The 19,601-nt window shown below is 31.6% G+C and carries 13 protein-coding genes; 5 read left to right on the top strand and 8 right to left on the bottom strand.

Going from position 1 to position 19,601, the window contains the following annotated elements:
- Nucleotides 1-783 (top strand): amidohydrolase, encoded by a 783-nt coding sequence (locus ASC41_RS09115; protein ID WP_055436329.1) that lies wholly within the window; start codon nucleotides 1-3, stop codon nucleotides 781-783.
- On the opposite strand, the gene ASC41_RS09110 is transcribed toward ASC41_RS09115, so the two are convergent.
- Both ASC41_RS09110 and ASC41_RS09105 read right to left on the bottom strand, forming a co-directional pair.
- Nucleotides 767-2,380, bottom strand: a complete 1,614-nt coding sequence (locus ASC41_RS09110; RefSeq protein ID WP_055436376.1) for an Ig-like domain-containing domain — start codon at nucleotides 2,378-2,380, stop codon at nucleotides 767-769. The genes ASC41_RS09115 and ASC41_RS09110 overlap by 17 nt on opposite strands.
- Nucleotides 2,381-2,489: 109 nt before the next feature.
- Nucleotides 2,490-3,167 (bottom strand): ComF family protein, encoded by a 678-nt coding sequence (locus ASC41_RS09105; RefSeq protein ID WP_055436328.1) that lies wholly within the window; start codon nucleotides 3,165-3,167, stop codon nucleotides 2,490-2,492.
- 200 nt (nucleotides 3,168-3,367) lie between these two features.
- Here ASC41_RS09105 and ASC41_RS09100 point away from each other — a divergent pair, with 200 nt between their 5' ends.
- Entirely contained in the window at nucleotides 3,368-4,273 is a 906-nt protein-coding gene (locus ASC41_RS09100; protein ID WP_055436327.1) for a hypothetical protein, read from the top strand.
- A 66-nt stretch (nucleotides 4,274-4,339) separates the two neighbouring features.
- Nucleotides 4,340-5,881, top strand: coding sequence for a glycine--tRNA ligase (locus ASC41_RS09095; protein WP_055436326.1), 1,542 nt, complete (start codon nucleotides 4,340-4,342; stop codon nucleotides 5,879-5,881).
- Between the two features lie 77 nt (nucleotides 5,882-5,958).
- Here the strand turns inward: ASC41_RS09095 and ASC41_RS09090 are convergent, their stop codons facing one another.
- The 5 genes from ASC41_RS09090 to ASC41_RS09075 all read right to left on the bottom strand — a co-directional run bounded on the left by ASC41_RS09090 (nucleotide 5,959) and on the right by ASC41_RS09075 (nucleotide 13,954).
- The gene (locus ASC41_RS09090) at nucleotides 5,959-7,935 is read right to left on the bottom strand and encodes a heavy metal translocating P-type ATPase (protein WP_055436325.1); all 1,977 of its coding nucleotides are present in this window, start codon (nucleotides 7,933-7,935) and stop codon (nucleotides 5,959-5,961) included.
- Nucleotides 7,936-7,952: 17 nt separating this feature from the next.
- Nucleotides 7,953-9,098, bottom strand: coding sequence for an efflux RND transporter periplasmic adaptor subunit (locus ASC41_RS09085; protein WP_055436324.1), 1,146 nt, complete (start codon nucleotides 9,096-9,098; stop codon nucleotides 7,953-7,955).
- Nucleotides 9,099-9,185: 87 nt separating this feature from the next.
- On the bottom strand, nucleotides 9,186-10,376 hold the full coding sequence (locus ASC41_RS17325) for a TolC family protein (RefSeq protein WP_420835924.1): 1,191 nt from the start codon (nucleotides 10,374-10,376) through the stop codon (nucleotides 9,186-9,188).
- Nucleotides 10,373-13,498, bottom strand: a complete 3,126-nt coding sequence (locus ASC41_RS09080; protein WP_420835923.1) for an efflux RND transporter permease subunit — start codon at nucleotides 13,496-13,498, stop codon at nucleotides 10,373-10,375. The genes ASC41_RS17325 and ASC41_RS09080 overlap by 4 nt, the downstream gene beginning before the upstream one ends.
- A 66-nt stretch (nucleotides 13,499-13,564) precedes the next feature.
- Entirely contained in the window at nucleotides 13,565-13,954 is a 390-nt protein-coding gene (locus ASC41_RS09075; RefSeq protein WP_055436323.1) for a hypothetical protein, read from the bottom strand.
- Between the two features lie 383 nt (nucleotides 13,955-14,337).
- On the opposite strand from ASC41_RS09075, the gene ASC41_RS09070 reads away from it, so the two are divergent.
- Nucleotides 14,338-15,174 (top strand): hypothetical protein, encoded by an 837-nt coding sequence (locus tag ASC41_RS09070; protein WP_055436322.1) that lies wholly within the window; start codon nucleotides 14,338-14,340, stop codon nucleotides 15,172-15,174.
- On the opposite strand, the gene ASC41_RS09065 is transcribed toward ASC41_RS09070, so the two are convergent.
- The gene (locus tag ASC41_RS09065) at nucleotides 15,171-18,608 is read right to left on the bottom strand and encodes a hypothetical protein (RefSeq protein ID WP_055436321.1); all 3,438 of its coding nucleotides are present in this window, start codon (nucleotides 18,606-18,608) and stop codon (nucleotides 15,171-15,173) included. The two genes, ASC41_RS09070 and ASC41_RS09065, sit on opposite strands and share 4 nt — an antisense overlap.
- Nucleotides 18,609-18,821: 213 nt before the next feature.
- Here ASC41_RS09065 and ASC41_RS09060 point away from each other — a divergent pair, with 213 nt between their 5' ends.
- Nucleotides 18,822-19,592, top strand: a complete 771-nt coding sequence (locus ASC41_RS09060) for an exodeoxyribonuclease III (RefSeq protein WP_055436320.1) — start codon at nucleotides 18,822-18,824, stop codon at nucleotides 19,590-19,592.
- Nucleotides 19,593-19,601: the final 9 nt, after the last annotated feature.

The following is a 19,601-nucleotide window of genomic DNA, read 5'->3' as shown; positions in this document are numbered from 1 at the left end:
ATGGCTGATGCATTAAACATAGCAATTATACAATCTAATTTAGTTTGGGAGAATGCGGTACAAAACCGCATTAACTTTCAAGCTAAAATAGAAGCAATAGTTGAAGTGGTAGATCTTATTGTTTTGCCAGAAATGTTCACTTCTGGTTTTAACATGGATGCTGAAGCTATTGCCGAAACCATGCAAGGTGAAACTGTTGCTTGGATGCAAGATTTAGCTAAGCAAAAGCAAGTTGCTATTGTTGGTAGTATTGCTGTTTTAGAAAACGCCAAATATTATAATAGACTTCTTTTTGTTAAACCAAATGGTGAAATAATACAATATGATAAAAGGCATAGTTTCTCCCTTGCCGGTGAAGATAAAGTCTTTACTTCGGGAACCAAAAAAGTGATTATAGAGTATAAAGGCTGGAGTATTTGTCCACAAGTATGTTATGATCTTCGTTTTCCTGTTTGGGCTAGGAATACTGAAAATTACGATGTATTGCTTTATGTTGCTAATTGGCCAAAACAAAGAATTGCAGCTTGGGATGCTTTGTTAAAAGCACGAGCAATAGAGAATATGACTTATTGTATTGGTGTAAATAGAGTAGGGCTTGATGGTAATAGTTTTCAATATCCGGGACATTCGGCAGTTTACGATGTTTTAGGTGAAAAACTCACCAACGATAATAACGGAAAAGAAATTACAGAAATTGTAACATTAAATAAATCTCACATCGAAAAAAATCGAAGGCATTTAGGCTTCTTAAACGATAAGGATGCTTTTAATCTAACAGTGTAAATGTTATAACTTCATCAAAACCAGCTGTGCCCTCAATAACTTCTAGCTGATAACTTACACGTTCTGGCTGTATCCCTTTTAAGTAATCACCTGTGTCGTATTTACCGTTTTTATTAGTATCGTAAATAACTCGTAAAAAGAATTTTTGAGGTTCCAGGAAATTAAAATCTACTGGTTGTGCTTTATCAATGTATTGTTCTGCAATAACCTCGAATTTAGAATCCGTAAGCTGCACAATTATAGGGTATTTTGCATTAAGAACTGTTATTCTAGCACCAAAGTACTTGTATTTCGTTAGTGTTTTAACATTGTAACTAAGTGTGTCGTTTGTGTTGTTAAACAAATCGATTAAAGCATTTGGAAGAACTTGTATTTTATATTGGTTATCTACCGTTTTGTTAAACTTAAGTACATAACTGTTTTTTAAGCTATCATATTCTGTTTTAAAATCTACTAAAGCAGAATCTTTGTCACGAATTGCAATTTTTGTTTCATCAATGCTTTCAAAAGGAATATTAGATGTTATAAAAAAGTCTTTTTCAATGCCTATAGCTCCTTTAGGGCTAGAGCTTACTATTAAAGAGTCACGTTCTTTATCTTTTATTCTTACTGTAAACGTGTCTATAACCTTACGATTGGTTATTTTAAATATTAAAGAATCAACCTTTAATTTTGGGTTGTAGTAGTATAAAAGCGAATCGGTTTTTTCATCTTTATAATAACGTCCTTTAAAGCTATCGGTAACTTTAGACAGTAATTCTATTTTAGTATTTTTATAATCGCCTTCGTATCCAAAAATTATTTTTTCACCAGCAACTAAACTGGGCTTAGCAGCTCTATAACTAGGTGTTTCAGCAAATAATTCAAGTTCAAAAGTTTTAGAGGTATCTTGTGGTAGCGTAATTGGTGTTTCGTAAAACGCTATTTTTTCAGTTTTTTGTTGAAACTTGTTATCACCATTTTTATCTTTTAAAGCACGAAGCATATATTTACCAGCCTTTACGTTTTCAATTTTAAAATTAGTAGTACTATCTAATGTATTGGTGATATAATTTGGTTCTCTTTTATATATTAATGAATCAGAATATGTAGAATCCATTTCATATAAAGCAACCGAAACAAAATCATCTACTTCAGAAACTAATGCATCTTTAATAACGCCTTTAACAGAAAGAGAATCTATATACGATCCAGTTGAAAAAACATATCTGTAATATTTAAATGGGTTTTCTTCGTTATTATCTACAATACTATTCCCAAAATTAAAAGCATAAGTAGTATTTGGCTGTAGTGTATCGAAAATTTTAATAGTAATATATTTACTTGCAGAACCAAGAGGAGTAATGTCTGGCTGTGTTTGCATTGGTGGTGAAATAACGAGCTGCTTAGATAAGTTTTTTGTTTTTATATACTCATTAAAATAGATTCTAATTTCTTTAGCATTAAAATTGGTAGTATAATTTTCTGGCACAGATTTTACAATAACCGGAGGAGCAACATCTACTTCTCCACCACTTGGTGTACCTCTATTGGCACAACTAGCAATTATTAATGCAATTGTAATAAAAAATAAAATATTGTAAAATCTGTTTTGCATAGTTATTGTAATTGTTTGCAAAATAACAACATATTTATAAAGTAACATAAATAGTCGCTTTTTTAAAGCGTGTATTTATAAAGAATTTAACTATTTTAAATAAATAATGTTAAGCAATTGCCATTGTGGCAATGCTAATTTTTAAATTTTCTACCTTATTTAGTTCTAGCATACAGGCTTCTAAAGTGGCTCCTGTAGTAATAATGTCGTCTACTAATAGAATATGTTTTCCAGCTATTTTTTGAGTGTTGGCTAATGCAAAAGTATCGTTTTTACCTGTCCACCGCGAGAACCTGTTTTTAGTAACTTGAGATTTAGTATTAGTAACTTTAAGTAATACATTATCCAGATAATCAGCTTGTAAAGCTATTGCTATTTCTTCTCCAAACTTAGTAACTTGGTTGTAACCTCTACTTCTTAATTTCTTTTTATGTAATGGCACAGGAATAACAATGTCTATGTTAGCATAATCTTCACATTTACCAAGTTCTGTGCCTAACCATAAACCTAAAAAGGTACCTACTTGCTGTTGCTCTTTGTATTTTAATTGATGTATAAGTTTTTGTGTTATTCCTTTTTTTTCAAACCTTAGTAAAGCTGTACCTGTTTCAATTTTAGCTCTTCCATAAAATAGTTTTGCAATAAAATTATCTTGAGTTAAATGAAAATTGGTAAGTGGTAAAGAGTGTCTGCAATCTGTACATAAGTGCTCTTCGTTGTCAACTAATTGTAGCTGACACGTTAAGCATACTTTAGGGAAAAATAGGTTTATAAGAGCTCTAAACATGTTGTAGAAGAAATAATTTTGTATTTCATCGAAAATACGCTAACAATTTAATAATCAATAATAATAATAGCTATAATTGTGCAACCAAACCTAAGTTTTAAAAATTGTTTAACCATTAATCAATACTCTTAAAATATTAAAACAAAACTATTTTAAGAATCTACATCGCTAAAAATTCGCTTGCTATTTAGTAGAATAAAATGATAATAAACCCTCAAATATTTAACAATAAAATAATTATAGGTTCTTTAGCAGTTGCACTAATTGTTATAGGTGCTTTGGGCTATACAAGTTATTATAACGCTAAAGAAAGTAATGCTTTTCTTGAGCAAGAAAAACATCTTGTTCAAAGTGAATTATCCGAAATGATTTCAAGTTACAATGCTATAGATGTAAGTAATGAATCGATAGGAAAACAGTTAGAGGAAACAAAATATAAAATCATAAAAATTTTAGATTCTGTTAAGCAAACAGACCTTAATTTTAGTGAAATTTCTAAGTATAAGGCACAGATTAAAGTGCTAAAAAAAGAGAATCTACTATTACTATCAATGGTTGATTCTTTAGAGTCGGAAAATGCCGAGCTTAAATTAGTAACAGATAGTATTGTAGCTAATTTAGACGAGACAAAAGGAGTCGCGAATACGTTGCAGACTAAAAATAAAACGCTTTCAAAAAGAAATATAAATTTAAAAGAAGATTTAGAAATCGCAAAGCAGTTTAAAATTATCAATATCGTTGCAGAAGGTGTTAAAAGAGTTTCGTCTTCTAATAAGGTAATAGATACTAAAAAAGCAATTAAGACAAATCAATTTCAAGTGTGCTTTACATTGCTAAAAAATGAATTATTGGCTAAAGGAGACAAGTCATTATATATACAAGTGTTAGATTCTAAAATGAATGTTATTGCAGATAAGGGGACAGTTAACTTTGGTAATACCTCTTTAATTTATTCTGATGTAGAAACAGTAGCGTATAATAATAAAGATTTAGAGGTTTGTGCTTTAATAGAAAAAGGAACAGAAACGCTAGTAAAAGGAACGTATTTTATTAGTATATTTCATCAAGGAAATAAATTAGGAAGAACGACTATTGAGTTAAAATAAAAATTATCCATTAATATTATTAAATAAACCGTTCCAAATTTGGAACGGTTTTATATTTTTGTAGCTATGGCAAATCAAGACGATCAATTTAAAAAAGTAATCTCTCACGCAAAAGAGTACGGTTACGTATTCCAAAGTAGTGAAATCTACGATGGACTTAGTGCAGTTTACGATTACGCACAAAATGGAGTAGAATTAAAGAAAAACATTCGCGACTATTGGTGGAAAGCCATGGTGCAAATGCATGATAATATTGTAGGTATCGATGCCTCAATTTTTATGCACCCTACCACTTGGAAAGCTTCTGGGCACGTAGATGCTTTTAGCGATCCGTTAATAGACAATAAAGATTCTAAAAAAAGATATCGTGCAGATGTTTTAGTTGAAGATTATTGCCTTAAAATTGAAGCGAAAATTCATAAAGAAGTTAAAAAAGCAGCCAAACGTTTTGGAGATGCTTTTAATAAAGATGAATTTATAGCCACTAATCCTCGTGTTTTAGGGTATCAAGAAAAAATTGATAGTATCCTATCACGTTTAGGTAAATCTCTTGAAGCTGAAGATCTAGCAGATGTTAAAGCATTAATTGAAGAGTTAGAAATAGCTTGTCCATTAAGTGGAAGTAGAAACTGGACGGACGTTAAGCAGTTTAACCTTATGTTTGGAACCAAGCTTGGAGCTTCTGCAGAAACAGCAATGGATTTATATTTACGTCCAGAAACAGCTCAAGGTATTTTTGTAAACTTCTTGAATGTTCAAAAAACAGGACGAATGAAAATTCCTTTTGGTATTGCGCAAACAGGTAAAGCATTTAGAAACGAAATTGTTGCAAGACAGTTTATTTTTAGAATGCGTGAGTTTGAACAAATGGAAATGCAATTCTTCATCAAACCAGGAACACAGAAAAAATGGTTCGAGCACTGGAAAGAAACGAGAATGAAATGGCACCTTTCTTTAGGAATGGGACAAGATAATTACCGTTTTCATGACCATGAAAAATTAGCACATTATGCAGATGCTGCAACAGATATAGAATTTAAATTCCCTTTCGGATTTAAAGAATTAGAAGGAATACATTCTCGTACAGATTTCGATTTAAAACAACACGAAGAGTTCTCTGGTAAGAAACTACAGTATTTCGACCACGAAGAAAATAAAAGCTACACACCGTATGTTTTAGAAACTTCTATTGGTTTAGATCGTATGTTTTTAGCAGTATTTTCTAATGCTTTAATGGAAGAGGAATTAGAAAACAATACAACAAGAACCGTTTTAAAATTACCAGCAGTTTTAGCTCCTGTAAAAGCAGCCGTTTTTCCTTTAGTAAAAAAGGATGGCTTACCAGAAGTAGCAAAAGAAATTATTGAAGATTTAAAATGGGATTTTAACGTGTTTTACGATGAGAAAGATGCCGTTGGTAAACGTTACCGTCGTCAAGATGCAAATGGTACACCATTTTGTATTACAGTAGATCACCAAACGTTAGAAGATAAAACAGTTACTATTCGTCATAGAGATACAATGGATCAAAGGCGCGTTGCTATTTCAGAGCTTAAGGACATCATAAAAAAAGAAGTTGATGTAAAAGAGTGGTTAATGAAAATGTAAAACTTATGTGGAAACAGAAGTATTAAAAATAAAAAACGCACATTATTTGGCGTTTTTATTAAAGCTGTTTTCTGCTTTTATAAATGTTCCTTATAGGCTAATAATCGTAAAGCATTTAAAACGACTATAACAGTAGAGCCTTCATGAAATATAACTGCTAAACCAATATTGGTTAGTCCTAAAATAGTAACAGGAACAAGTATAGCTACAACACCTAAGCTTATAAAAATGTTTTCTTTTATAATACGTTTAGAAGCACGGCTTAATTCAATAACAAACGGTAGGTTTTCAATTTTATCAGACATTAGGGCTACATCTGCAGTTTCTAAAGCCACATCGCTTCCCGCAGCTCCCATTGCAACACTAACCGTACTTAAGGCCATTGCAGGAGCATCGTTTACGCCATCACCAACCATTGCTATTTTTCCATCTGTTGCTAATAAGTTTTTAATAACAGCAACTTTGTCTTCTGGCAGTAAGTTACCTCTTGCTTCTGTTAAGCCAATTTGCCGTGCAATAGTATTTCCAACGTTTTGATGGTCTCCAGTTAGCATAATCATGCGTTTTATACCAATAGTGCTTAATTTTTTAAGTGTAGCTTCAGCTGTTTTTCTTGGTAGATCCATAACACTTATAATACCAATAATTTCTTTTTTAAAAGCCACAAGCATTACTGTATGTCCATTTTGCAAAAGACTGTCCATTTTTAAGGTTACAGAATTAGTAACAGTAATAGCTTCATCTTGCATCAATTTTAAATTTCCAATAAAAACTTTAGTGTTTTCATATAAAGCAGTAATTCCTTTGCCTTGTATGGCCTCAATATTTGTAGCAGTGTTTTTAAAACTAATGTTATGTAGTGTTGCAATGTCTTTGGCTATTGCTTTTGCGAGTGGATGATTACTTAAGCTTTCTACCTCTAAAACTATTTGTAAAAATTTGTTTTCATCAAAATTATTTAAAGTAATAACGTTAGTTAACTTCGGTTTTCCTTCGGTTAAAGTTCCTGTTTTATCAAAAGCAATAGTGGTAATACTTCCTAAATCTTCTAACGCTTTTCCACCTTTAATTAAAACACCTTTTTGTGCTGCTCGTGCAATTCCACTAAGCACAGCACTTGGTGTAGATATTGCTAAAGCACAAGGGCTGGCTGCTACCAAAACGGTTATTGCTCTGTATAGACTTTCGTTAAATGTTTCGTCTATAATTAAGTAGGAAAAACATAAAAGAATAACCACAATTATAACAATTGGCACATACCATTTTTCAAATTTCTTGGTTAAACGTTGTGTTGGTGATTTCTGCGTTTCTACCTCGCTAACCATTTTAATTAATCTTGCAACAGTAGAGTCGTGGCTTAGTTTTAAAACGTGTATTTGAATACTGCTATCTCCGTTAATTGTACCAGTAAATGCAATATGTTTTTTATCAATATTTTTAAATTCTGGTAAGTTTTCGAGTGTTGTAATTGCAGTTTTATCAACAGGCATACTTTCTCCTGTAATTGGTGCTTGATTAATACTGCTATTTCCAGAAACAATAACACCATCTGCTGCTATTTTTGTATTTGGTTTAACAACTATTATATCACCAATTTTTAAGTCTTCAATGACTGTTTCTATTATTTGATTACCTTTTTTTACTAGTGCTGTTTTGGGAGATAAATCGCTTAAAGCTTTAATAGCTTTTTTAGCTTTATTCATAGCATAATGTTCAAGTGCGTGACCTAAACTAAATAAAAACAGAAGTAAAGCACCTTCTGCCCAACTACCAATATATGCAGCGCCAACTGCTGCTGCAATCATTAAAAAATCTATATCAAAACCACCTTTACGTATTTTTTGAAAGGCTTCAATAGATATAAAATAACCTCCAAAAAAATAGGCGATTATGTAACTTGTTAATGACGTCCATGTTGATAAATTGGTTAGTTTTTCAATAACAAAACCAAGTATTAAAAAAGTGCCACAAAGTATAGCAAAATAAAGTTCGGTTTTTTTACCAAAAATCATATTATGATTATGGTTGTGTGCTTCTGTTTTATGATTATTCATTTAATTTTTTATAAATACTAATGACTATGTCCGCCTTCGCTATCATTTAATAGCATACTTGTACCTTTAACTACTATTTGTTTGTTTTTTAAAGCAGCTGGATTTAAAATCTCTACGTTAGTTTCAGCTTGCTTTCCAAGCTCTAATTTAATTTTTTCTAAATGAAATTCAGCATCATCTTGTTCTTCTAAAATTAAAACATAATAGTCGTCACCAACTTCTATTACAGCTTCTGTTGGTAGTCCCAGACTTTTTACGCTGTCAATAATAATATCAGCATCTACAAACATGCCGACTATAAAGTTGTCTTTATCATTTTCAACATGCCCATGTACTTTTACGCGTCTGGTTTGCTCATCAATAGTGGTTCCAACTAAATGGACTTCTGCATCGTATGTTTTATCAGAAGCTTCAGGGATTTTAAATTGGATTTTCTGATCTTTTTTTATTTTCATAATATCCTTTTCAAAGACAGATAATTCTAAGTGAATATGATCGATATCAACAATTTCAAGAATCACATCACTTGGCGACACATACGTTCCGTTACTTACATTTACTTTTGTAACGCTTCCATTTATGGGAGCATACAAATTTATAGAGGAAGAGATGCGTCCTTGTTCTACGCTACTTGGGTTAATATTTAACATTTGTAGTTTTTTACGTAACCCGTTGTAATGTGCTAAATTACTTTTGTAAGTACTTTGGGCTTTTAGATAGTTTTTTTCTGAAGTTATTTTTTCATTAAATAACGTTTTTTGTCTGTTGAATTCGGATTTCAAATAACTTAATTGTTCTGAAACTTCTAGATAGTTTTGCTGAATTTCGACAAACTCGGTGTTTTCTAAAGTGACTAAAAGTTGCCCTTTTTTTACCTTGTCTCCAATTAATAAAGGTGTTTTGGTAATGTATCCACCAATAAAAGTTGTCACGCTAGATTTGTTATGTGGTGGCACATCTATCATTCCGTTAACTTTTACGATTTGGTTAAAAGCGTATTCTTCCAAAGTTCCAAATGCCATTTTTTCACCTTTAAATTGTGCTTTTGTAATGGTGATTTCGTCATTATGTGTATCTGTTTCAGGAATATTAGTGTCTTTTTTTTCTGAATTTCCGCAGGCTACTAAAAGTATTGAAAATAGTATTATATATATGTTTTTCATGTGTTGAATGTTTATTGTTTTTTAATGGTCGCAAGTTGTTATCTATTATTCCTTTTAATTAATAAGAAACGTTAAAACATGTTAGTTTTATAATATTAAGTAATTGATGGTGATAACGGTTTGGTTGTATTGGTTTAATTGCTCTAAATAATTAAGTTGAATATCTTTTGCAGTTTCTAAACTCTGTATGTATTGAAAGAAATCAATTTCACCTTCTTTAAAGGTTCTGTTTGCTGTTTTTATAATTTCTTCAGAAAGCGTTTGTCCTTGTGTTTCGTAATAGGTTATAGCTTCTTCATACTGCTGAAGCTTCGCCAATAACGATTGATGTTCGGCATTTAACTGCGCTTTGTAATCTTGTTTTTGCTCAACAATAACTTCCTTCGCAATTTTTGAAGCTTTAATTTTTGAACGTTGACCACCAAATAATATAGGGATTTTAAAGCCTAATTGATAACCTTTTATATTGCCGTTTAAACTAGCGTTTGTCCCTTGAAAATACTCAGCATATATATCGGGTAACAGACTCTGCTTTTCTAATTTCGTTTCTGCTTTTCGATAATTAATTGAGGCATCAAAAACCGATAGACCAATATTTTGATTTACCGATAAATTCTCTATCTCAAGTTTTTCAAGTAAACCATTTGCAATAGTAATGGAGTCTGTTTGAACCACTTTTGTAAGATGGGCTTTAGATAGGTTTACTTCCTGAAGGGCTTGTTTATAAAACGTTTCTAATTGTTTTTGCTTAGATTGTGCAGTAATCATTTCTAAATAATTAGTTTCACCAAGTTCAAATCTGCGTTCTGCTTTTCTTGCGAAATCTTGATATAGACTATCTAAATATTTGTAGTTTTCTGCTTTATTCTTCGCATAACTTAATTGATAATAATTAGCATAAACCTGCTTTTTAATTTGCTGTAACTGCAAGTTGTAATTAGTTTCTTGTATGGTAACTTTAGATTCGTTTAATTTTTTTTCAGCAAAATAAACGGTTGGAAATTTAAAGTTTTGCGAGATACCAAAAACCTTTAAAGGTTTGTTGTTTATTGCTAAATTACTTTCGTCATAGTTATAATAGATACTCGTTTTATCAAAAGTAAAAGCCGAGCGAACTAGTGTGTTTGCTTGATTAATTTTGAGGTTTTCTGCTTTTAAACTCGCGTTATTTTCAAGTGCTAATTCTAAAGTTTCGTGTATTGTTAATGGTTTGTTTTGCGCTTGAATGTTAAATGTAAGTAGTAATATTATAATTGTGATTATACTCTTTTTCTTCATTTTAAAGTCTTTTTTTCTTCAAACCAAGCATATAAAACAGGTAAAACAACTAGGGTTAATAATGTTGCAGTAAATAAACCGCCAATTACAACGGTTGCTAAAGGACGTTGTACTTCTGCTCCAGCATTTGTAGAAATAGCCATAGGTAAAAATCCTAGCGCTGCGGCTGCGGCTGTTAGTAATACAGGCCGTAAACGCTCGGTAGTTCCTTTTTTAATACGCTCATTAATATTGGAGAAACCTTGTTCTTTTAGTTCTTTAAAGTGTTCGATTAATACAATTCCGTTTAAAACCGCAATTCCAAATAACGCTATAAAACCAACACCGGCAGATATACTAAATGGTAGATCTCTAATCCAAAGTAATAGTACGCCTCCAACTGCAGAAAGCGGAATGGCGGAGTATACAATTAATGCATCTTTAACAGAATTAAAGGCAAAATACAGCAAGATAAAAATCAGTAATAATGCAACAGGAACAGCGATTAATAATCTGTCTTTCGCACTTTGTAGATTTTCAAATTGTCCGCCATAGGTAATACTATAACCAGCAGGTAATTTTAGTTTGGTATCTAGTATATCTTGAATGTCATGAACCACAGATTGTAAATCTCGATTTCTCACATTTACACCAACCACTATACGTCTTTTAGTGTCATCACGTGATATTTGAGCGGGACCTGTAGTGTATTTGATTGTAGCTAATTCACTTAGCGGAATTTTATTTCCGTTAGGTGTATCCACATATAAATTTTGAAGACTTTCTATATCTTTTCTGTTACCTTCTTGTAAACGAAGGACTAAATCGAATCGTTTTTCGCCTTCAAAAACATTTCCAACGGTTGCACCTGCAAATCCCATTGAGATAACATTGTTAACGTCGGCAATATTAAGACCATAACGTGCAATTTTATTTCTGTTAAATTTTACGCTCATTTGAGGTAGGCCTTCTACTTTTTCAACTGAAAGATCTGTAGCGCCAGCAACATTTTCAATAAGTTCCCTTATTTCATTTGCTTTATTAGCTAAAATAGTTAAATCCTCACCAAAAATTTTGATGGCAACATCAGCTCTAACTCCAGTAACTAGTTCGTTAAATCGCATTTCTATGGGTTGTGTAAACTCAACTTCCATTCCTGGAATTACAGCAAGAGCCTCTTTAAATTTATCGGCTAATTCATCTTTGTTTTTGGCAGACGTCCATTCGCTTTTAGGTTTCAGTTTTATTATAACATCACTCTGTTCCATAGACATTGGGTCTGTGGGTACTTCTGCAGCTCCAATCCTGCTCACTACTTGAGCTACTTCGGGAAAATTATCTAGCAGTATTTGTTCTATTCTAGTGGTAACTTCTATAGTTTTTCCAAGAGAAGTTCCTGTTTTTAAAACAGGTTGGATAACAAAATCACCTTCATCTAAAGTGGGAATAAATTCACCTCCCATTTTACTAAATATCCAAATACTAGACGTTAGTAAAAATGTAGAAAGTACAAGCACTATACGTTTATTTGATAATGCCCAATTAATAATGGGTTGGTAAATAGTGTTTAGCCATTTCATTAATCTAACCGAAATATTCTTGTTAGATTGTTTGCTAGGCTTTAAGAATAATGATGATACCACTGGGATATACGTTAAGCACAAAATCATAGCGCCTATTAAAGCGAAACTAAAGGTCATGGCCATGGGCTTAAACATTTTACCTTCAATGCCGGTTAAAGAGAGTATTGGGATAAACACTATTAAGATGATTAACTGCCCAAAAATGGCAGAATTCATCATTTTTGAAGCACTTTTTAATGTTATTTGATCAATTTCAGTTTGTTTTTCACTCCTGCTTATGGCATTTAGATGTTCCGTTTTAGACATGATTTGAAACGCAATGAATTCTACAATAATTACTGCGCCATCTATAATAATACCAAAATCGATAGCACCCAAACTCATTAAATTAGCATCGACACCAAATTGATTCATTAGTATAATAGCAAACAATAAACTTAATGGGATTACAGAAGCCACAACTAGACCCGAACGCCAATTACCAAGAAGTAATACCACTACAAAAATGACGATGAGGGATCCTAATATTAAATTTTCAGCAACGGTGAAAGTGGTTTTTCCAATCAATTCACTACGTTCTAAAAAACCATTGATGTAAACACCTTCGGGTAATGTACTTTGTATAGATGCAACGCGTTTTTTTACGGTGTCGATAACTTCTTTAGAGTTACCATCTTTAATCATCATTATTTGTCCTAATACTTTTTCGCCTGCACCATTTCCTGTTATGGCCCCAAAACGCGTAGCACTGCCAAAACCAACTTTTGCAATGTCCTTAATATAGATAGGTGAGCCATCATTTTTTACAACGATATCTTCAATATCTTTTAGCGAGCCCACTAAACCTTCTCCACGAATAAAAAAAGCTTTGTTGTTTTTTTCAATATAACCACCTCCAGACACACTGTTATTTTTTTCTAAGGCTTCGTAAATTTCTGCTATAGAAATATGCATTGCTGTTAGCTTGTTAGGATTAATGGCAACTTCATACTGTTTTAAAAAACCTCCCCAAGTATTGACTTCTACCACGCCAGGAATTCCTGAGAGTTGACGTCTAACAATCCAATCTTGAATAGTGCGTAAATCGGTAGTGGTATATGTATCTTCATAACCAGGTTTTACATCTAAAATATATTGGTAAATTTCGCCTAAACCGGTAGTTATTGGTCCCATTTCTGGAGAGCCAAACCCATCTGGTATTTGCTCTGATGCTGATTTTATTTTTTCTGCAATAAGTTGACGAGGTAAAAAAGTACCCATGTTATCATTAAACACAATAGTAACCACAGATAACCCGAATTTTGAAACCGAACGAATTTCTTCAACACCGGGTAAATTTGCCATTTCTAGCTCTACGGGATAGGTGATAAATTGCTCTACATCTTGAGTAGATAGATTGCGAGACGTTGTAATAACTTGTACTTGGTTGTTGGTAATATCTGGTACTGCACCAATGGGTATTTGGGTTAAAGAAAAAATACCGAAGCCTACAATAAAGGCAGTAAATAGGAATATAATCAGCTTGTTATGTAAGCTGAATTTGATAATGTTTGTTAACATAAGTCATAATAATTTAAGAAATAATAAATGCCTGTTTTATAAAACAGGATTAAAATCTAAAATAAATTATGCGTATTTGGGTGGCTGAAAAATAGCTGTTTTTTCAGAATCTGTAATTGATTCGTTATAGTTGAAGTTGAAAGGGATTTCGATAAACTCGTGATAGATGAGTTCAAAATTATTAGTAACGCTTATAAAAGAGGTGTTAATATGCGTGCACATGTGATGACCATCTTTAAATGGTAAGTCTTCATGCTCTTTGTGGTCATTTTCGTGTGTGTCTCTAGCATCTCCATAATGTTCTGCTAAAAATTGAAAAAATGTATCTCCATACATTTCTTCATGAAATTCGGCATGTTCTAGCAATGCACTAAACTTAGAAATATCTTCCAAATTTATGTTGAAACTCTGAATGAGAATCAAAAATGAATATGCGATGGCTAAAATTTTGCTCATAATTATACACAAATTTACAAAATTTGAAATGTTTAATGGTAACATAGGTTACAAATGACTTAAAAATAAGCTTTTACTCACTAAAAAGGATTGTTAACTCATTAAAGCTTTTTAAAATTGAATAGTTTTACAATCTTTGAAAGACTAATGTAAACCAGTTATGAAATCAGTTTTAAACCTTTTTATCTTCTTTTTTGTTTCAATTGTATTTGCGCAAAAGAATATGGATACAATTTATGGGAATCCTAGGTCCGTCAAAGAAGAACTAGTTTTTTTTAGAGAAAACTGTACCTAAAAGACTTACCGAATACCGTTCCAATATATTTAGGAACACCATAAGGTATAGAAATATTAATTTAAAGACTTTCTTTACAGATAGAGATATGAGTTACATAAATTGTGAAATAATATTTAAAAAAACAGGTGTAAAAGAAAAAGAATTTTGGTTTGATTTTTCAAATGAATTAGAAAGAACATTTCTTTATTCTTATGATGAAAATAAAAACTTAATAGAATTAAAAGAAGTGTATTGGGACGATGAATTTTGGTTAACTAAGTTTCATTATAATAAAAAGAATAGACCAATAGTTATGAGTTATTATTATAGCGACGAACCAAATGAGTTTTCACATTGGTATTTTGTTTTAGACAAAAATGGTAATATAATTGAAACAAGAATTATTGATGAAGATGGTGAAGATTATTCATTAATAAATGAGCTAAATACGCAAGGGAAAACTATTAGAAAGTATAGGAAATATATTCAATTAAAATTTAAAGAGAAAGAGCGAAATCTCTTTGAGTATGATTACGATAAAAACGGAAATAAAATTCTTCAATTAAATTATAATGAATCTTCAAATAAAGTGTACTCAAAAACTGTATGGAAGTATGATAACCAAAACAACTTAATAGAGATGAAGCGTTTTGGAATAATGAATGACACAACCGATTACAAAACAGATAAATACAGCTATAATGATAAAGGTTGCAAAATATATGAAGAAGAAACTGCAACTAAGGATTCTATTTTTAATTCAGTTAAAACATTTTACAATCAAGATGATTACATAATAAAAACAATCGTTTTAGAAAATAACAAAGCAAAAATACTAGATTTTAAATATAAATTCGACCGTAAAGGAAACTGGACTAAAATCACCAAGATAGTTAATGGAAAATCACTTTATGTTTGGACTCGTAAAATAAAATATTACTAAAAATAAGCCTTTAACTGTACATTGCCAGTATGGATAGTCTTACTAGTTTCCGTTTTTCTACCATAATAAGTCAAATTCAAATCTAAAAATTTAGTAATTTTTTGTTGTGCTAATAAACTCCAAGTAAGGTTTTTTCCTGGTTGTAAACCTTCAAGCATTTGGTAGCCCACAGGTGAATTAGCATTGCCTTCGAAAGCGTTAGAAAACACATTAAACTCTCCAGAAATAGCAGATTTCACGTTTTTAGTTACGGCAAAAGAGAAGCCATATTTTTGTTGGTTTAAAGTTTCTAAATCACCAATAGTATTTCCTTTGTTTGTGTATTGGTAAAATACATCGAAACGGATATTGTCGTTTAGTAAATAGGATAATTTTGGATTGAAGCGTTCTTCATCTATTTTAAAGTTTTTAGTAACAAAATTTTCACTTTCACTTTCGTTTTTATCAAAGCCTGCAAGAAAATTAGCCAACCAACTTGTGGCAAATTTATGATTGAAATTTAATTGATGACTTTTTAAACTGTTAGCAATAAAACCAACAGTTAATACATTTCGAGATTGGTTACTTAAATACGTATAAGAGGTTGTGTAATGTTGTTTACTGCGATTATAACTTAAAACGTTTCTAAAATTAAGCTGAAGTCCTAGTTGGTTATCTTCATCACTTTCAAACGGATTAATATTAAAAGCATTGCCTTCGCGTTTAATTTTTCGATCTATTAAATAACTACTTTGATTATAAAAATGAGACAGGAATTTTTTGCTTTTATTGTCTTCGTTTATCCAATTGGTTGGATTTAAAGTTAATGCTTGACTTAATCTATTTTGATGTGTTTTTATAAAAACTTGGTTTGGCAATAGTACTCTTATGTATAAGCCTTGATCTTGAAATTGTGCTATTTCAAATTCTTCAAGTTCTTGTATTCCATTACCGTTATAATCGTTCCAGGTGTAAGCGCCTTGACCAGGTTCTACTTCTACGTAAGTGAAATCCTGTTGTGCTAAGGTTCCAGAGTTGGTTTCGAAAACCGTATTCCAATTTATAATGTTTTTGAAAAATTGCTGACTAAATAATAATCTAGAATTTATGGATTGTTCGTCCTCTGCGTTTTCGTCAGTGTTTTTTAACGTTCTATAGTTCGCAAATAAAGAGAGGTTTGTGCGCTCGTTTTTTATTAATCTTGAGTTTAAATAATAGGTGTTAGATTGGTTAACACGCTGTAGGTTGTTGTCTCGTAAACTATCGTTTACTCTGTATTTGTAGCCAATTTCGGTGAAAACACCAGTGCTATCACCAATTCCCGTAAAAATTTCGTAGGCTTTAAAACGTTGGCTCAACTCCGTAAATTCATCTGTTGTAACATCTTTTTGTTCGTTATTTTCGGCAGAAAGTCTTCCACCAATCCAACTCTTTTTAAGGCTGTAACGGGCTTCATTATAAGTACGTAAAAAAGTTGAGGTTGTTTCTGTAGCGTTACTATTTAAAAGACTAGTGGTTGTAGTTAACGTTAGTTTTTCCTTCAGAAATAATTTAGCATTTACGGTATGTTTATTACCATTAAAATTATTAGGAAAACCAAGGTGCTCGAACAAATAGTCAGCTTTTCCTTTTTTATCGTGAAAAGCTCTTGTTCCAGCGGTAAATAAAATTTGGTCACCAAAATTAGAGTTCAATCCATTAGAGGTTGTTGCGTTAATATTCCAATCGCGATTAAATTCTGGATTGTATAGACCTTGAATATTTCTAAATTCTTCTTGAATAAAATCGGTGTCAACAAAAGCATCTAAATTCCACAAACTATCTTGTTTAATAATATATTGGTTAACACTAAGTTTTCCTGCAAAGCCATTATTATCATTATCATCTAAACTAGAAAATAAGTTTAAATCGTTTTTACTTCCTGCAAATTCAAAATTTATGGTTGTTTTTTCTGAAGGTGTATAACTTCCATTTACAACGGCAACTTGAAGTTTTACAGGCGCAACTAATTGTATAATTGGTTCAAAATTACCTTGAGGAGTTCCAGCAATTGGTGGAATATATTCGTAAATAGTATTTATTGCATTAATATTACTTATTACATAATTACCTATATTATCTCCAACATTTGTAAAGCGAACACTAAATAAAGTATCGTCTTCATTGTTTGAAAACTCAAAAATATCCACACCATTAACTATCTCTTTTTTGTATAAAATGCGGTTTTCGTTAAAGGCTTCTTGAACGCTAGAAGGCGCTACCATTTGAGATCTGTCGTCTCCGGCTTCGCTTAAAACATTAACTTGGTCTGTGGATAGATTTTGTTGTAAAGGATTGTTTTTAGCATCATTTTCAGAATATACAGAAGCTCCAATTTTAAATTTTTCAGATTGATAATTTCCACCACCATAAGCTACTAATCGCGAGTAATTTCTATCGCTAAATTGGTAGTCTACAGTAATTCTCATTTCGCTGGTTATTGGAAATGTAGAATTAAAGATAATTTCGCCTGCGTTGTAGTCTATAATATAATCTTCGTTTTCGCCACGATCTACTATAATCCCATTAACATAAACGATTTCACTTCCAGAAACAATTAGTACAAACAATTCGCCATTTTGACCTTGTAATTTATAAGGACCTTGGTTTCCCTCTTGTGCCGTAAATTGGCTTGTAGTAAACTGCCCACGAACTAAAGCGCCTGCTGCAAAAAGATTAGTTTCGGCATCTTCTTCTCCTAATTTTGCTCTTAACGAAAGACCTTGTACGCGTTTAGAAAATTCAGCAAAATAAGAATCGTTATTTTCTAAATCTACATCTCCAGCTCTTATATTCCATCGGTCGCTAAAAATCTCCACAAAAACTTGATCAAATTCATCTAGTCTTTGGGAATAACCAGTTTCTTGTAAAGGAATATTTGCGTCTTGAATAGAGGCGCGAAGTGAAACTTTATCGTTTAGTTTTCCTGTAATTTGTAGATCTAGCTCGCTATTTAATACAGAGTTTTGGTTGTTTCCAATAGTAACGCCTCGAGAAATACTTCCACTTGTTGTTAAGCCATCAAAAGGTTTGAAATCATTTTCTGTGTTAGATTGTTTTATTTTGTAAAGCCTGTTAACTTTATCATTGTTTTCTACTATAATAGCTTCGTCAAATTGCTGATAAACTCTCGTAAGATATTCTGGATATTTAAGATAGTTTATTATTAACGAATCGGCTGTAATCGGTTTTTTAAAAGTTAAAATAGCTTTAGAGAAATCTACAGAATAATAAGTACTGTCTATAATTGTAGAGTCTTTAAGTTTAATAGAGAAGTTGTTAGAGTTTATGCTTACACTGTCTATGGTAATCGTTTCGGTTTTAGCTACCGTTTTTTGTCTAAAATTAACATTGCGATCTTGTGAGAAAGCAGCAATTCCAAATAAAAAAATAAAAAGAGTAGCGGTAAACTTCATATGGTAGTTAAACTAAAAACAAGGCAATATATTTTGTTAATAGTTTGTGTTTAATTTAGGAGTTATTTAATGTTGTAAAAGTAACGCATTATTTATTTTAGCAGAAATAACAACAATATATAATGAAACGCGCATGTTAAAACGTTATTATCTTGTATTTACAATTAATAACAAACAACATGTAATAGTAGAAAAAATAAAAAAAACAAACACATGAAAATAATCTCTTATAACGTAAATGGAATTCGTGCTGCAATTAAAAAAGGTTTTATAGAATGGTTAATTAGTACGGATGCAGATGTTGTATGTCTTCAAGAAACTAAGGCTATGGAAGAGCAATTAGATTTATCGTTGTTTGTAGAGGCAGGTTACAAATACAATTATTGGTATAGCGCACAAAAAAAAGGATATAGTGGTGTTGCTATTTTAAGTAAAACAGAACCAAACCATGTCGAATACGGTACAGGCATTGAAACCATGGATTTTGAAGGTAGAAATATTCGAGCCGATTACGATGGAGTTTCTGTAATGAGCATGTATTTGCCTTCTGGAACCAATATAGAAAGACTTGAATTTAAGCTTAATTATATGGCAGAAATTCAAGAATACATAACAGGTTTAAGAGATACAGTACCTAATCTTGTTGTTTGTGGGGATTATAATATATGTCACGAAGCAATAGATATTCATAATCCAAAAATGAAAAATGTTTCAGGGTTTTTACCGGTAGAACGTGAGTGGATAGGCGATTTTATAGAAAGTGGTTTAGTAGATTCTTTTAGATACTTAAACCCAGAAAGAGTAGAGTATAGCTGGTGGAGTTATAGAGCAAATTCTAGAGCAAACAATAAAGGATGGCGCTTAGATTATGCAATGGTTACAAAACCATTACAAGAAAAAATAAAAAGAGCCGTTATACTAACAGAAGCTAAACATAGTGACCATTGTCCTATACTAGTAGAACTAGAAAACTTAAACGCATAAAAAATAAAA

It is taken from the genome of Lacinutrix algicola (assembly GCF_001418085.1).
Classification (GTDB): Bacteria; Bacteroidota; Bacteroidia; order Flavobacteriales; family Flavobacteriaceae; genus Lacinutrix; species Lacinutrix algicola.
The sequence above is the reverse complement of the archived record's forward strand: the minus strand, read 5'-3'. Positions and strand labels throughout refer to the sequence as shown.

What these genes read in the sequence shown, in the direction of transcription:
- ASC41_RS09115 (WP_055436329.1), top strand. Translation starts at nt 1, where the DNA reads ATGGCTGATGCATTAAACATAGCAATTATACAATCTAATTTAGTTTGG.
- ASC41_RS09110 (WP_055436376.1), bottom strand. Translation starts at nt 2,380, where the DNA reads ATGCAAAACAGATTTTACAATATTTTATTTTTTATTACAATTGCATTA.
- ASC41_RS09105 (WP_055436328.1), bottom strand. Translation starts at nt 3,167, where the DNA reads ATGTTTAGAGCTCTTATAAACCTATTTTTCCCTAAAGTATGCTTAACG.
- ASC41_RS09100 (WP_055436327.1), top strand. Translation starts at nt 3,368, where the DNA reads ATGATAATAAACCCTCAAATATTTAACAATAAAATAATTATAGGTTCT.
- ASC41_RS09095 (WP_055436326.1), top strand. Translation starts at nt 4,340, where the DNA reads ATGGCAAATCAAGACGATCAATTTAAAAAAGTAATCTCTCACGCAAAA.
- ASC41_RS09090 (WP_055436325.1), bottom strand. Translation starts at nt 7,935, where the DNA reads ATGAATAATCATAAAACAGAAGCACACAACCATAATCATAATATGATT.
- ASC41_RS09085 (WP_055436324.1), bottom strand. Translation starts at nt 9,098, where the DNA reads ATGAAAAACATATATATAATACTATTTTCAATACTTTTAGTAGCCTGC.
- ASC41_RS17325 (WP_420835924.1), bottom strand. Translation starts at nt 10,376, where the DNA reads ATGAAGAAAAAGAGTATAATCACAATTATAATATTACTACTTACATTT.
- ASC41_RS09080 (WP_420835923.1), bottom strand. Translation starts at nt 13,498, where the DNA reads ATGTTAACAAACATTATCAAATTCAGCTTACATAACAAGCTGATTATA.
- ASC41_RS09075 (WP_055436323.1), bottom strand. Translation starts at nt 13,954, where the DNA reads ATGAGCAAAATTTTAGCCATCGCATATTCATTTTTGATTCTCATTCAG.
- ASC41_RS09070 (WP_055436322.1), top strand. Translation starts at nt 14,338, where the DNA reads ATGAGTTACATAAATTGTGAAATAATATTTAAAAAAACAGGTGTAAAA.
- ASC41_RS09065 (WP_055436321.1), bottom strand. Translation starts at nt 18,608, where the DNA reads ATGAAGTTTACCGCTACTCTTTTTATTTTTTTATTTGGAATTGCTGCT.
- ASC41_RS09060 (WP_055436320.1), top strand. Translation starts at nt 18,822, where the DNA reads ATGAAAATAATCTCTTATAACGTAAATGGAATTCGTGCTGCAATTAAA.